The sequence below is a fragment of the Pseudomonas sp. 1 genome, from assembly GCF_056626735.1.
This window is the reverse complement of the sequence record NZ_JBWXMQ010000019.1, coordinates 62,504-76,230: the sequence shown is the minus strand read 5'-3', so window position 1 is coordinate 76,230 and position 13,727 is coordinate 62,504. Positions and strand designations below refer to the sequence as shown.

Annotated in this window: 13 protein-coding genes; 9 read left to right on the top strand and 4 right to left on the bottom strand. The window is 62.1% G+C overall.

From position 1 onward, the window contains the following. Positions 1–93: 93 nt before the first annotated feature. Positions 94–648, top strand: a complete 555-nt coding sequence (locus tag AC1MDC_RS24545) for an RNA polymerase factor sigma-70 (RefSeq protein ID WP_085700118.1) — start codon at positions 94–96, stop codon at positions 646–648. A gap of 71 nt (positions 649–719) precedes the next feature. Here the strand turns inward: AC1MDC_RS24545 and AC1MDC_RS24540 are convergent, their stop codons facing one another. The 3 genes from AC1MDC_RS24540 to AC1MDC_RS24530 all read right to left on the bottom strand — a co-directional run bounded on the left by AC1MDC_RS24540 (position 720) and on the right by AC1MDC_RS24530 (position 3,333). Further along, a complete protein-coding gene (locus AC1MDC_RS24540) occupies positions 720–1,733 on the bottom strand; it encodes a GNAT family N-acetyltransferase (RefSeq protein ID WP_480393847.1) in 1,014 nt (337 codons plus the stop codon). An 87-nt stretch (positions 1,734–1,820) separates the two neighbouring features. Continuing rightward, positions 1,821–2,618, bottom strand: coding sequence for a substrate-binding periplasmic protein (locus AC1MDC_RS24535; protein WP_085700116.1), 798 nt, complete (start codon positions 2,616–2,618; stop codon positions 1,821–1,823). Positions 2,619–2,709: 91 nt separating this feature from the next. Continuing rightward, positions 2,710–3,333 (bottom strand): TetR/AcrR family transcriptional regulator, encoded by a 624-nt coding sequence (locus tag AC1MDC_RS24530; protein ID WP_007955773.1) that lies wholly within the window; start codon positions 3,331–3,333, stop codon positions 2,710–2,712. A gap of 194 nt (positions 3,334–3,527) precedes the next feature. Between AC1MDC_RS24530 and AC1MDC_RS24525 the strand changes: the two genes are divergently transcribed. From AC1MDC_RS24525 to ppnP, 8 genes are all read left to right on the top strand, one after another. Then, entirely contained in the window at positions 3,528–5,318 is a 1,791-nt protein-coding gene (locus tag AC1MDC_RS24525) for an acyclic terpene utilization AtuA family protein (RefSeq protein WP_480393846.1), read from the top strand. Positions 5,319–5,330: 12 nt separating this feature from the next. Continuing rightward, the gene (locus AC1MDC_RS24520) at positions 5,331–6,200 is read left to right on the top strand and encodes an SDR family oxidoreductase (RefSeq protein ID WP_480393845.1); all 870 of its coding nucleotides are present in this window, start codon (positions 5,331–5,333) and stop codon (positions 6,198–6,200) included. Positions 6,201–6,203: 3 nt separating this feature from the next. Further along, on the top strand, positions 6,204–7,820 hold the full coding sequence (gene atuC / locus AC1MDC_RS24515) for a geranyl-CoA carboxylase subunit beta (RefSeq protein ID WP_085704452.1): 1,617 nt from the start codon (positions 6,204–6,206) through the stop codon (positions 7,818–7,820). A 29-nt stretch (positions 7,821–7,849) separates the two neighbouring features. Then, positions 7,850–9,007, top strand: coding sequence for a citronellyl-CoA dehydrogenase (gene atuD / locus AC1MDC_RS24510; RefSeq protein ID WP_085700109.1), 1,158 nt, complete (start codon positions 7,850–7,852; stop codon positions 9,005–9,007). Next, positions 9,004–9,801 carry an enoyl-CoA hydratase/isomerase family protein gene (locus tag AC1MDC_RS24505; protein ID WP_480393844.1) on the top strand — a complete coding sequence of 266 codons (798 nt, stop codon included), beginning with the start codon at positions 9,004–9,006 and terminating at the stop codon, positions 9,799–9,801. The genes atuD and AC1MDC_RS24505 overlap by 4 nt, the downstream gene beginning before the upstream one ends. Before the next feature lie 66 nt (positions 9,802–9,867). Then, positions 9,868–11,829, top strand: a complete 1,962-nt coding sequence (locus AC1MDC_RS24500) for an acetyl/propionyl/methylcrotonyl-CoA carboxylase subunit alpha (RefSeq protein WP_480393843.1) — start codon at positions 9,868–9,870, stop codon at positions 11,827–11,829. A gap of 69 nt (positions 11,830–11,898) precedes the next feature. Continuing rightward, the gene (locus AC1MDC_RS24495) at positions 11,899–12,441 is read left to right on the top strand and encodes a 3'-5' exonuclease (protein ID WP_085704446.1); all 543 of its coding nucleotides are present in this window, start codon (positions 11,899–11,901) and stop codon (positions 12,439–12,441) included. An 82-nt stretch (positions 12,442–12,523) separates the two neighbouring features. Beyond that, a complete protein-coding gene (ppnP, locus tag AC1MDC_RS24490) occupies positions 12,524–12,808 on the top strand; it encodes a pyrimidine/purine nucleoside phosphorylase (RefSeq protein WP_085700101.1) in 285 nt (94 codons plus the stop codon). A 69-nt stretch (positions 12,809–12,877) separates the two neighbouring features. Here the strand turns inward: ppnP and AC1MDC_RS24485 are convergent, their stop codons facing one another. After that, a complete protein-coding gene (locus AC1MDC_RS24485) occupies positions 12,878–13,684 on the bottom strand; it encodes an MOSC domain-containing protein (protein WP_085700099.1) in 807 nt (268 codons plus the stop codon). Positions 13,685–13,727 lie beyond the last annotated feature (43 nt).

Here is a 13,727-nt window from a genome sequence, read left to right as displayed (position 1 = left end):
ATCATTATCATTCAACATAATTTGTCGCTCGATGTGTAGGACGGCCCCGTCCCCCAGGCGTCCCACTAACCTATTGGCAGCAAGGTGATTTCCATGACGGAACAAGTATCCACAAGCAGGTGCGATTCACCGCTACTTCAGGCATTCGTCGACAATCGACTGATTCTGGTCAAGATTGCAGCCCGCATTACCGGCTGCCGGTCACGCGCCGAAGATGTGGTGCAGGATGCGTTCTTCCGACTGCAATCGGCGCCGCCGATCACGTCGTCGATCAAGGCCCAACTGAGTTATCTGTTCCAGATCGTGCGCAATCTGGCGATCGATCACTACCGCAAACAGGCGCTGGAGCAGAAGTACGCCGGCCCCGAGGAGGAAGGGTTGAACGTGGTCATTCAGGGCGCTTCGCCGGAAACCTCGCACATCAACTTCTCGACCCTGGAACACATCGCCGACGCACTGACCGAGTTGCCGGTCCGCACCCGCTATGCATTCGAGATGTACCGTCTGCACGGCGTGCCGCAGAAGGACATCGCCAAGGAACTCGGTGTGTCGCCGACGCTGGTCAACTTCATGATTCGTGATGCGCTGGTGCACTGCCGCAAGGTATCCGGCAGCCGCGCCGATGCCATGTCCGCAAACCGTCGCTGATAAAAATCGGCCAAAAAAAAGATCGCAGCCTTTGTCGAAAGGCAGCGATCTTTTTTGTTTTCAGGGAAATGTCACACCAGCGTGCAGCGGTCGAAAAACCGCTCGCGACCAAGGATCATCAGCGCCGCGCGCTTGTGCGGGAAGTCGAACTCCTTGTCGCAATGGAAGCACTGATTGTGCATATGGCCGATCATCTTCGCGTTGTCGGCACGAGGTTCGGCGACCACTCGCTGAGTGCGCGGATCATCCAGGAACAGGTAGTGCACCAGCGCCGACAGCCAGCTCGCCACCTTGTGCGGGCCGCGATGGTCTTCTTCCCCGACCAGCATGTGGATGCCGCGATCGTAATTGTCGGCATCGTAGAACGGCGCGATGCGGTCCTCCTTGGCCCAGTAAGCTTCGAAATAGGCAAACGGCTGATCATCGAAACAACCGATCAGGGTCAGGGTGTGCGGATCGGCGTCAAGCTTGCTCAGGTACTCGCGATGCTGTTCGAGGCTGCCCTCTTCCTGCCAGAAACTGGCGACTCGCGGACTGTTCTGCCAGCGATTGAAACGCGCAAGATCCTGCTCGATTTCCACCGTTCGCAGGGAAATCCAGGCACCGAGACGCGCATCGAAACGCCGGTAAACCTCACCACGCGGCTTCACCGGTCGCAGCGGATGACGCTTGCCGTTACTGATGACCATCTGCTGCGGATAACTGCCCCTCAGCGAATTGCCCAGCCACGGTTGCGGCAGTTGCCAGAACAACGTGCGCTCGCAGCGATATTCACCCGCCACTTCAGTGCCCACCAGCAAACCGCTGCGCAAGGCTTCGGTTGGCGCCTGATCCAGTTGCCAGATCAATTGCTGACACGCCGGATCACGAGCAAACAGCCAATAACAGGCCGCCCACAACGCCTGGCCTGGCGGCAGCGCGTAGCGTTCATCAATCTGGATCGGCCCCTGGCCTTCGCGATCAAGGCGCAGGCGAATCAGCGGTTGCCCGTCCAGGCTCAGGCTCAGACGGCTTTCGGTGGCATCGGCTACCAGTTGGCTGCCCGAAGGCAGGGCCAGGGCAGTCAGGTCATTCAGATTGGACATGGGTCGGGCTCACGGTAATCGTCGACAGTTCAACGATGGGACGTGAGCCGGGGCGGGAAATTTAGGCCTGGCGCGAAAAACCGTCGGTCATTGATGCGGTACCGGCACCACCGCAATCTTGTACGGATCGAAGATCTTCAGCATCTGCCCGTTGTCGCGCAGGCCCTGCAGCAGCTTGCCGAACGCTTCGCCGGTGATCGGCGCCTTCGGACTGAGAATCGCGTAGTGGTGGTAGATCTGGTCGATACGCTGGGACACCAGCAACTCGTCGCGCACTTTTTCGTTACGCAGCAGGTAATCGAACAAATACGAGCGAGTGACCAGGGCAATGTCTGCGCGCCCGCGCAAGACCATCAGCAGGTTGCTGTCGTGGGAATAGGTCAGCGTGGCGCTGTAGGCCTCCGCGAGGTATTTGGGATCGGCGTTGAAGTTGGCGAACTCATAGTGATAGCCGCTGTACAGCGCCAGCCGTTTTCCCTTGAGATCGGCGAAGTAATTCTGCTGGCGTCCGGGCTTGTTCTGCGCGACGAAAATCTCCGCGTCCTCCAGGCCCATGTCGACGGTGGCGTGGGGAATGTCTTTCCAGCCCCACTCCGGGTTTTCGAAGATCGCCATGTCGGTGCGACCATCCTTGAAATCACCGAACCGGCGAGGAATCGAGGTGGGCACCAGCTCGAAACGATAGTCGCTCTGGGCGCCGTTCAACGCCGCGACCAGTTCCGGCAGCAGGCCGGTGTCGGCGCCGTTTTCCGGGCGAATGGTGTAGGGCGGAAAATGCGCCGCGCCCACCCGAACCACTTGCGCCGCCGGAGCAGGCAATACCCATAATGCAGCCAGCGCTGCGAGCATCAGCCCGGCGGCCGTCCGAATTGGCGAAGACTTCAAAACACCCCACTCCCCGAAAAAGTACCGATCATTGCATTCAAGCTAGGCGGTTTCGCCCAGTTAGCCAGTTTCCCGGCCCGATAGAAAGCGCCTAGCGCTCTTCGAGTACCAGAATCAGCGCTTCTTCGGCCAGTTGATCCAGGCTCAGGCTGCCGCCGGCGCGGAACCAGGTGGTGGTCCAGGACAATGCGCCCGTGAGAAAACGTCGGGTAATGAACACGTCGCCACGGATGAAACCTGCCTCTTTGGCCTCGCCCAGCACTTGCAGCCAGAGGTCTTCGTAGATGTCGCGCAGCGCCAGCACTTTGGCCTGACCGTCTTCGGACAACGAGCGCCATTCATACACCAGCACCGCCATCGCTTCGCCGCTGCCGCCCATGATCGACTGCAATTCGCAGCGGATCAGCGCCAGTACCCGCTCGCGCACATCGGCGGCGTCAGCCAGGGCTGCGCGCATCAGCGCAGTGTTGTAGCGGATGGTTTCTTCCATCACCGCCCGCAGGATTTCATCCTTGCTCTTGAAGTGATGAAAGATGCTGCCGGACTGAATCCCCACGGCACCGGCCAGATCGCGCACCGTGGTGCGCTCATAGCCTTTGTTGCGGAACAGGTGGGCCGCCACTTGCAGCAGTTTGCCGCGAGCGCTGTCCGGATCGGTCAGCTGGCCGGCATCGACCAGTTCACGCATGACCCTCAGGGCTTTTTGCTCGTCCACCCGTTCTCTCCTACAGTCGATCAGTCAAATGCGTCGTAGCCCGCAGAAACGGCGGGGTTGCGCGGGCAATTTAAGCCGCCGGCGGTGACCAAGCAAGCGCTTGGGCAGAAGATAATTTCGCCTGTTTACAAACCAAGCGCTTGCTTGGTAGCCTCGATGCACTTCTGTCACAGGTTCCTGAGTCGGAGATCAAAATGCCCACCACGGTTCGCATCGGATGCGCCAGCGCATTCTGGGGAGACACCTCGACCGCCGCCGCACAGCTTGTGGCCGGAGGACAGCTGGATTATCTGGTCTTCGACTATCTGGCCGAAATAACCATGTCGATCATGGCTGGCGCGCGCATGAAGGACCCGCAGGCGGGATTTGCCGGCGATTTCATCGAAGTCCTCGCGCCTCTGTTGCCGCAACTGGCCGAGCAGAAAATTCGCGTCATCAGCAATGCCGGCGGGGTCCATCCAAAGGCCTGCGCCGCCGCGCTGCAAGCGGCCTGCGACAAGGCCGGCGTGGCGCTGAAAATCGCCGTGCTGTCGGGCGATGACCTGCAACCGCACTTCAAACAACTCGCCTCCCAAGGCATTACGGAAATGTTCAGCGGCGCCCCGCTGCCGCCGATGTGCGTGTCGACCAACGCCTACCTCGGCGCGCCGGGCATCGTCGAAGCGCTGCGTCTGGGGGCCGACATCGTGATCACCGGCCGGGTGGTCGACAGCGCAGTGGTCAGCGCTGCGCTGGTGCATGAATTTGGCTGGTCATGGCACGACTACGACAAACTCGCGCAAGCCGCCCTGGCCGGGCACATCATCGAATGTGGCGCGCAATGCACCGGCGGCAATTTCACCGATTGGCGCGATGTGCCGGATTACGAGCACATCGGTTTCCCGATCGTCGAAGTCAGCGCCGACGGCCAGTTCATCGTCAGCAAACCCGAGGGCTCCGGCGGGCTGGTCACCCCCCTGACCGTAGGCGAACAGATGCTCTACGAAATCGGCAATCCGCAGGCCTATCTGTTGCCCGACGTGGTCTGCGATTTCAGCCAGGTCAAGCTCCAGCAACAGGGCAAAAACGCCGTGCGGGTACACGGTGCCAAAGGCCTGCCGCCCAGCGACCAATACAAGGTCAGTGCAACGTATCCGGACGGTTTCCGGTGTACCGCCAGTTGCCTGATAGCCGGGATTGACGCGGTGGAAAAAGCCCGACGCGTCAGCCAGGCGATCCTCGACAAAACCTCGGAAATGCTCGACCACAAAGGCCTCGGGCCATACACCGAAACCCACGTCGAACTGCTTGGCAGCGAAGCCACCTACGGCCCTCACGGTCAGCGCCGGGACAGTCGCGAAGTGGTGATCAGACTCGCCGTGCGCCACCCGAACAAACAAGCGCTGATCCTGTTCTCCCGAGAAATCGCCCAGGCCGCGACCGGCATGGCGCCGGGGCTGACCGGCATCGTCGGCGGACGGCCGACGGTGTATCCGCTGATCCGGCTGTTCTCCTTCCTGATCGACAAAAGCGCCTGCACATTGCAGATCGACATCGCCGGCGAATCTCACCCGTTCGCCCTGCCCGCCCCCGCCACCCTCGACAGCCAGGATCTGCCACTGCCCCACGAAACGCCCAAACCCCAGGGCCGCGCCGATGCGAGCGTGCCGTTGGTCAAACTGGCGGTCGCGCGCTCCGGCGACAAGGGCAATCACAGCAACATTGGCGTCATGCCACGTCGTCCCGAATACCTGCCGTGGATCGCCGAAGCACTGACCCCGGCGGTGGTCGTCGACTGGATGAGCCATGTCCTCGACCCGATTCACGGTCGGGTCGAACGCTGGTATCTGCCCGGCACCCACAGCCTCAACTTCCTGCTGGAAAATGCCCTTGGTGGCGGCGGCGTGGCGAGTTTGCGCATCGACCCGCAAGGCAAGGCCTTCGCCCAACAACTACTGGAAATCCAGATCCCGGTGCCGCAGAGCATCGCCGAACAGTTCGACTAGAGGATTGGCACCATGGCGTATGAATCGATTTTCAGGGCCGATCTGTTCAGCGGCCAGACCGTCATCGTCACCGGGGGCGGCAGTGGCATCGGGCGTTGTACCGCCCACGAACTGGCAGCGCTCGGGGCCAACGTGGTGCTGGTCGGACGCAAGCCGGAAAAGCTGCAAACCGTCGCCGCTGAAATTGCCGAGGATGGCGGGCGCGCCCACTGGCAGGTCTGCGATATCCGTGACGAAGAGGCGGTGAAGGCGCTGGTCAGCGAGCTGATCCGCGAGCACGGGCCGATTCACGGACTGGTCAACAATGCCGGCGGCCAGTACCCGTCGCCACTGGCCTCGATCAATCAGAAGGGTTTCGAAACCGTGCTGCGGACCAATCTGGTAGGCGGTTTCCTGATGGCCCGGGAAGTGTTCAACCAGTCGATGAGCAAACACGGCGGCAGCATCGTCAACATGCTCGCCGACATGTGGGGCGGCATGCCCGGCATGGGCCACTCGGGCGCTGCGCGTTCGGGCATGGACAACTTCACCAAGACGGCGGCATTCGAATGGGGTTATGCCGGTGTTAGGGTGAATGCGGTGGCGCCGGGCTGGATCGCTTCCAGCGGCATGGACACTTACGAAGGCGCGTTCAAAGCGGTGATCCCGACCTTGCGCGAACACGTGCCGCTCAAGCGCATCGGCACCGAATCGGAGGTCAGCGCAGCGATCGTGTTTCTGCTCAGCCCGGCAGCCGCGTTCATCAGCGGCAGCACCTTGCGCATCGATGGCGCGGCCAGCCTGGGCAGTCGCGCCTGGCCGTTGCACAAGGCGTCCCACAGCGAATCCTTCAATGGTTTTCACCGGGCCTGCATGCCCGACGTTTTGAAGGACAAGGAGTAAGCCATGCCGCAGATCCAGTCCCGGCTCGACCCGCACAGCGAAGCCTTTACCCGCAACCGCGCAGCGATGCTCGCCGCCATCGAGCAAGTCCGGCAACTCGAACAGAACCTGCTGAACAAGGCCGCCGAAGCCAAACCGAAATTCGACAAACGCGGACAATTGCTGCCCCGCGAACGCCTGAATCTGTTGCTCGACCCCGGCGCGCCATTCCTCGAACTGGCGAGCCTGGCCGGCTACAAACTGCACGACGACAAGGACGGCAGCTCGGCCGGTGGCGGCTTGATCGCCGGCATTGGTTACGTGTCCGGCGTGCGCGCCTTGATCGTGGCGAACAACAGCGCGATCAAGGGCGGGACGATTTCCCCGTCGGGCCTGAAGAAATCCCTGCGCCTGCAACAGATCGCCCAGGAAAACAAACTGCCGGTCATCACCCTCGCCGAAAGCGGCGGCGCCAACCTCAATTACGCGGCGGAAATTTTCGTCGAAGGCGCACGCAGCTTTGCCAATCAGGCGCGGATGTCGGCCATGGGTTTGCCGCAGATCACCGTAGTACACGGTTCGGCCACCGCTGGCGGCGCCTATCAGCCGGGGTTGTCGGATTACGTGGTGGTGGTGCGCGGCAAGGCCAAGCTGTTTCTTGCCGGCCCGCCGTTGCTTAAAGCAGCGACCGGTGAAGTCGCCACCGACGAAGAACTGGGTGGCGCCGAGATGCACGCGCAAGTCGCCGGCACCGCCGAATACCTGGCCGAAAACGATGCCGATGGCGTGCGTCAGGTGCGGGAAATCGTCAGCCTGCTGAACTGGAACGAGCAAATACCGTGGCTGCCCGAACCGCAATTCAAGGAGCCGCTGTATCCCATCGACGAACTGCTCGGGCTGATCCCGGACGACCCGAAAAAACCTTACGACGTGCGCGAAATCATTGCGCGGATCGCCGATGAATCGCGCTTCCTGGAGTTCAAGGGTGAGTTCGACCAGCAGACCGTTTGTGGCCACCTGAAAATTCAGGGCCGCGCCTGCGGTTTTATCGGCAACAACGGCCCGATCACGCCCAACGGCGCGAGCAAGGCGGCGCAGTTCATTCAACTGTGCGACCAGAGCCAGACGCCGCTGCTGTTTTTCCACAACACCACCGGGTTCATGGTCGGCACCGAATCGGAACAGCACGGGGTGATCAAGCATGGCTCGAAATTGATCCAGGCCGTGGCCAATGCGCGGGTGCCGAAACTGACGATCGTGGTCGGCGGTTCCTACGGCGCGGGCAACTACGCGATGTGCGGACGCGGGCTCGATCCGCGCTTCATCTTCGCCTGGCCCAACAGCCGCACCGCCGTGATGGGCGGCGCTCAGGCCGGCAAGGTGCTGCGCATCGTCACCGAAGCCAAGCAGTTGAAGGACGGCCTGGTGCCCGACCCGAAAATGCTCGACATGCTGGAGCAGGTCACCGCGCAGAAACTCGACAACCAGTCCACCGCCCTCTACGGCAGCGCCAACCTGTGGGACGACGGGCTGATCGATCCGCGTGACACCCGCACCCTGCTCGGCTATCTGCTGGACATCTGCCACGAAGCCGACATCCGCACGTTGCAACCCAACAGCTTCGGCGTCAGCCGGTTCTGATCGCCACGGATTAAAGGAGAACAATAAAAATGATCTTCACCCCGGAACACGAAGCCCTGCGCCGCACCGTCCGCCAATTCGTCGAGCACGAGATCAACCCGCACGTCGATGAATGGGAAAAGGCCGGGCGCTTTCCGATCCACGAGATTTTCCGCAAGGCCGGCGACCTCGGTCTGCTGGGGATTTCCAAACCGGAAAAGTTCGGCGGCATGGGCCTGGATTACAGCTATTCGATCGTCGCCGCCGAAGAGTTCGGCACCATCCATTGTGGCGGCATTCCAATGTCGATCGGCGTGCAGACCGACATGTGCACTCCCGCCCTCGCCCGCTTCGGTTCCGATGAATTGCGCGAAGAGTTTCTGCGCCCGGCGATCACCGGCGAGCAGGTCGGCTGCATCGGCGTCTCGGAAGTCGGTGCCGGCTCCGATGTCGCCGGGCTCAAGACCACCGCGCGCAAGGACGGCGACGACTATGTGATCAACGGCAGCAAGATGTGGATCACCAACTCGCCCAGCGCCGACTTCATCTGCCTGCTGGCCAACACCTCGGACGACAAGCCGCACGTCAACAAATCGCTGATCATGGTGCCGATGAACACGCCGGGCATCAGCCTCAGTTCACACCTCGACAAGCTCGGCATGCGCAGCTCGGAAACTGCCCAGGTGTTTTTCGACAACGTGCGCGTGCCCCAGCGCAATCGCATCGGCCACGAAGGCGCCGGGTTCATGATGCAGATGCTGCAGTTCCAGGAGGAACGTCTGTTCGGCGCGGCCAACATGATCAAAGGCCTGGAATATTGCGTCGACAGCACCATCGAGTACTGCAAGGAACGCAAGACCTTCGGCAACGCGCTGATCGACAACCAGGTGATCCACTTCCGCCTCGCCGAATTGCAGACCGAAATCGAATGCCTGCGGGCGCTGGTCTATCAGGCCACCGAGCAATACGTGAAAGGTCAGGACGTCACCCGACTGGCGTCGATGGCCAAGCTCAAGGCCGGGCGTCTCGGCCGCGAAGTCAGTGACAGTTGCCTGCAATACTGGGGCGGCATGGGCTTCATGTGGGACAACCCGGTGGCCCGTGCCTATCGCGACGTGCGACTGGTGTCGATTGGCGGCGGCGCCGACGAAATCATGCTGGGCATCATCTGCAAACTGATGGGCATCCTGCCGGGGAAAAAGAAATGAGCGCCCTGCCCGATTGCCAGACGCTGCTGCTGGAACGGCACAACGGCGTATTGCACATCACCCTCAATCGCCCGGAATGCCACAACGCCATGAGCCTGCAAATGGTCGCCGAGCTACGCGCAATTCTGGCCGCTGTGCGCGATGACCGTAGCGTGCGCGCCTTGGTGCTCAGCGGTGCCGGCGGGCATTTCTGCGCCGGTGGCGACATCAAGGACATGGCCAACGCCCGCGCCCAGGGCAGCGATGCCTATCGCGAGTTGAACCGAGCCTTCGGGTCATTGCTGGAAGAAGCACAGCACGCGCCGCAAGTGCTGATCACCGTGTTGCAGGGCGCTGTGCTGGGGGGCGGCTTCGGGCTGGCCTGTGTCAGCGATATCGCCATCACCGATCATCAGGCGCAGTTCGGTTTGCCGGAAACCAGTCTTGGTCTGCTGCCGGCGCAGATCGCGCCGTTTGTGGTGCAGCGCATCGGCCTGACCGAAACCCGCCGCCTGGCCCTGACCGCCGCCCGCTTCGACGGCCACCAGGCACGACGCCTGGGGCTGGTGCATTTTGTCGAGCAGGATCCACAGGCGCTCGCCGAGCGGCTGGATGAAGTGCTCGACCACGTCCTCTGCTGCGCTCCCGAAGCGAATGCCGTGACGAAAAAACTGTTGCTGGCCAGCGCCGGCCAGCCGCCAAGTGAACTGCTGGATGAAGCGGCGCAATGGTTCAGCGAAGCGGTGACCGGTGCCGAAGGGATCGAAGGCACGATGGCGTTTGTGCAAAAGCGCAAACCGAGGTGGGCCTCTTAAAAAACATCGCGGGCAAGCCCGCGATGAGGCCCTTCCATTCACCGCCAACATTCAGGAAAAACCACCATGCCCGCCCTCCACAAGATCCTGATCGCCAACCGCGGTGAAATCGCCTGCCGCATCCAGCGCACCGCCCAGGCCCTCGGCTATCGCACGGTCGCCGTTTTCAGTGATGCCGACGCCGATGCACTGCACGTGCAGATGGCCGATCAAGCGGTGAACATCGGCCCGGCGCCGGTGCTGCAGTCCTACCTGAATATCCCGGCGATCCTCGACGCCGCCCGGCGCAGCGGTGCCGACGCCATACACCCGGGCTACGGCTTCCTTTCGGAAAATGCCGAATTCGCCCGCGCCTGCGAACAGGCCGGCCTGACCTTCATCGGCCCCAGCGTCGAAGCCATCGAACTGATGGGCAGCAAACGCCAGTCGAAAATCGCCATGCTCGCGGCCGGTGTGCCGTGCATCGCCGGCTATCAAGGTGCGGATCAGGACGACGCGACCCTGACCCGTGAAGCCGAGCGCATCGGTTACCCGCTGATGATCAAGGCCAGCGCCGGCGGTGGCGGACGCGGCATGCGGCTGGTGCACAGCGCCGAAGAGCTGCCGGCGCAATTGCGCACAGCACGCTCGGAAGCCTTGAACGGATTCGGCAGCGATGAACTGATCCTCGAACAGGCGCTGATCGAACCGCGCCATGTCGAAGTGCAGCTGTTCGGCGATCACCACGGCAATCTGATCTACCTCGGCGAGCGCGACTGCTCGATTCAGCGCCGCCACCAGAAAGTCATCGAAGAAGCGCCGTGCCCGGTGATGACCGAAGAACTGCGTCAGGCGATGGGCGAAGCGGCGCTCAAGGCCGGGCGTGCGGTGAACTATGTGGGCGCTGGCACCGTGGAATTTCTGCTCGATGCCCGAGGCCAGTTCTACTTTCTGGAAATGAATACCCGGCTGCAGGTCGAGCACCCGGTGACCGAACTGATTACCGGATTGGATCTGGTGGCGTGGCAACTGTCGGTTGCCGAAGGTCAGCCGCTGCCGCTGACCCAGGCGCAGGTGAAACTCGATGGCCACGCGATGGAAGTGCGCCTCTACGCCGAAGATCCGGCCCAGGGTTTTCTGCCGCAGACCGGGCGTGTCGAAGCCTGGGCGCCGGCGCTGGATCGCGGTGCGCGGATCGATCACGGCCTGATCGAAGGGCAGTCGATCTCACCGTTCTACGACCCGATGCTCGGCAAACTGATCGCCCACGGGGCCTCCCGTGAAGAGGCGCGGCGCAAACTGTTGTGCGCAGTTCAGGACAGCGTGTTGCTGGGCGTGCAGAGCAATCAGCGGCTGCTGGCCAGCCTGTTGCAGCATCCGCAGTTCATCAGTGGGGAGTTCGGCACCGGGTTCATTGCGCAGCACTTTGCCGACCACGACTGCCTACGCGCCTGTTTGCCCAGTGCCGAAGTGCTGGCCTTGGCGGCGGCGCTGTTTTACCTGTGCGCCGCACAGCAACACCGCGCTCCGTTGTCGGGATGGCGCAACAACGCCAGTGCGCCGTTGCTCTATCGCATCGGCCTCGACGCCCGCGACTGGAACGTGCAACTTCGCACCCGTTCAAATAATGCGTTTGAAGTGCAGGTCGCAGAACGTGTCATCGAACTCAGACTCGTCGAACACACTGCCGGAGCCGTGACGCTGGAGATCGATGGCCTGCGCCAGCGCCATGCCTATCGCCTGCGCGACGAGCAGCTCTGGCTGTTCACCCACCCCGGCAGCCTGCATCTGGTGGATCGAACTCATGCGGTGATCGACAGTCAGACCAGCGTCAGTTCCGGCACGTTGAAAGCCCCGATGGATGGCGCCATCATCGAAGTGCTCGTCAGCGAAGGCAGCCCGGTCAGCAAGGGCCAACTGCTGGTGGTGCTGGAGGCGATGAAAATGGAGCACCCGCTCAAGGCCGGCATCGACGGCGTGCTCAAGCGGGTGCAGGTCAAGGTCGGCGATCAGGTAAAAAATCGTCAGGTTCTGTTGCAGGTCGAGTAGTCGCCGCGCGCATCCGCAAGGTTTGACTACGCTCTGAATAATCAGGACGCGGAAATCAGGAAACCTGCGATGCCCCATTGGCTGGTCATAGATCTGGAAGCCACCACCGATGAGGGTGGCTGGCCGGTTACGGAAATGGAGATCATCGAGATCGGCGCGACCCTGGTGGATCGCGCCGGTCGCGAGCAGGATCACTTTCAGCGCTTCGTCAAACCGACGCGGCGCCCCTTGTTGACGCCGTTTTGCCGCGAACTCACGCACATCACCCAGGCCAACATCGATGCGGCGCAGCCGTTGAGCGACGTCTGGCCGGTCTTCGAGCGTTGGCTTGGCCAGCATCGGACGCGCCTTGAAGGCTGGGCCAGTTGGGGCGATTACGACCGCAAGCAGTTGCTTCAGGAATGGCAGCGGCTGCAACTCGACAGTGCCCTGAGCCGGGTGCCGCACATGAACCTCAAACAGCGCTTCGCCAAGGCCCGACGCCTCGAGCGGCCGCTGGGGCTCAATGGCGCGTTGCAACTGGCGGGCATGCAGTTCACCGGTCAGCAGCATCGAGCGCTGGAAGATGCGCGCAATACCGCCCGCTTATTGCCGTTGGTGCTGCCGCTCTAGCGCAGGTGACGGCGCCATAAGCCTTGTGCATACTGGCCGACCCTTTTTGACCCTTTTAAGCCCTTTTCGAGAGGAATCGCCCATGTTTAAAGTCAACGAGTACTTCGACGGCACCGTCAAGTCGATCGCTTTCGGCACTGCTGAAGGCCCTGCGACCATCGGCGTCATGGCCCCGGGCGAATACGAATTTGGCACCAGCCAGCGTGAAATCATGCACGTTGTCTCGGGCGCACTGACCGTCAAGCTGCCGGACAGCGCCGATTGGGAGACCTTCGCCGCGGGCAGCCAGTTCAACGTGCCAGCCAACAGCAAGTTCCAGCTGAAGGTGGCCGTCGACACCGCTTACCTGTGCGAATACCGCGGCTGAAACACCGGTTTCCTGCGCTCATGAAAATGCCCGTGTCGAAGGACACGGGCATTTTTCGTTTCCGGCGGGTTATTCGAGGATTTCCACCGGCATGCCGACTTCAAGCCGGCCGTTGCTGTCGTTGACCAGGTTCTGGCCGAACATCGCGCCGTCGGCCTGGGCACGGGTCTTCTGCAGGGTCGCCAGTGGTTCGCGGTCTGCGCTGCGCTCACCGGTCTGCGGATCGATGGTGGTGAGAATGCATCGCGAGCAGGACTTGACCACGCGGAACTCGACCTCACCGATACGAATCCGCTTCCAGCCGTCCTCGGCGTAGGCGTCACTGCCTTCGATCACCAGATTCGGCCGGAACCGCAGCATTTCCAAAGGTCGCCCGACTTCCTGCGACAAGTGTTGCAGCGAGGCCTCGCCAATCAGCAGCAGCGGAAAGCCGTCGGCGAATGCCACTTGATCGTCGTCCTTGCCATAGCCGGCCTGCGTCGCACGGGCGCGCTCCAGCGGCACTTGCACCAGACGCGTCGGCTTGCCGATGAATTCGCTGACCCAGCGGGCCGCTTCCTCGCCGGCATCCGGTACGCGCAAGGTATCGCGCCAGATGGTTACGCCACGCAGGTCGTCGTCACCGCCGGGCAAGGCGACATCGATTGCCGAATGCCCCGGCGCGCTGAGCGTCAGGCCGCCAGTGGCATTCCATAGCGCCGACAGCTGGCTCATTTTCGCTTCGGCACGCTGGGTCAGGAACCGCCCGCTGGCCTCGTCCACCAGCATCCAGCGTCGGTCGCCCTCAAGCCCCAGTTTGTCCAGGCCGATCCTTTGCAGGACCTCGCCCTTTGCGGATTTCAACGGGTAACGATAAAGCGCGCTCAGACGCAGCATGGCCAGCTCCCTGGTGGGTCAAAAACGCCACCCTATACGAGCT

Coding starts and splice junctions, on each gene's coding strand:
- AC1MDC_RS24545 (WP_085700118.1), top strand. CDS start 94: ATGACGGAACAAGTATCCACAAGCAGGTGCGATTCACCGCTACTTCAG.
- AC1MDC_RS24540 (WP_480393847.1), bottom strand. CDS start 1,733: ATGTCCAATCTGAATGACCTGACTGCCCTGGCCCTGCCTTCGGGCAGC.
- AC1MDC_RS24525 (WP_480393846.1), top strand. CDS start 3,528: ATGCCCACCACGGTTCGCATCGGATGCGCCAGCGCATTCTGGGGAGAC.
- AC1MDC_RS24520 (WP_480393845.1), top strand. CDS start 5,331: ATGGCGTATGAATCGATTTTCAGGGCCGATCTGTTCAGCGGCCAGACC.
- atuC (WP_085704452.1), top strand. CDS start 6,204: ATGCCGCAGATCCAGTCCCGGCTCGACCCGCACAGCGAAGCCTTTACC.
- atuD (WP_085700109.1), top strand. CDS start 7,850: ATGATCTTCACCCCGGAACACGAAGCCCTGCGCCGCACCGTCCGCCAA.
- AC1MDC_RS24505 (WP_480393844.1), top strand. CDS start 9,004: ATGAGCGCCCTGCCCGATTGCCAGACGCTGCTGCTGGAACGGCACAAC.
- AC1MDC_RS24500 (WP_480393843.1), top strand. CDS start 9,868: ATGCCCGCCCTCCACAAGATCCTGATCGCCAACCGCGGTGAAATCGCC.
- AC1MDC_RS24495 (WP_085704446.1), top strand. CDS start 11,899: ATGCCCCATTGGCTGGTCATAGATCTGGAAGCCACCACCGATGAGGGT.
- ppnP (WP_085700101.1), top strand. CDS start 12,524: ATGTTTAAAGTCAACGAGTACTTCGACGGCACCGTCAAGTCGATCGCT.
- AC1MDC_RS24485 (WP_085700099.1), bottom strand. CDS start 13,684: ATGCTGCGTCTGAGCGCGCTTTATCGTTACCCGTTGAAATCCGCAAAG.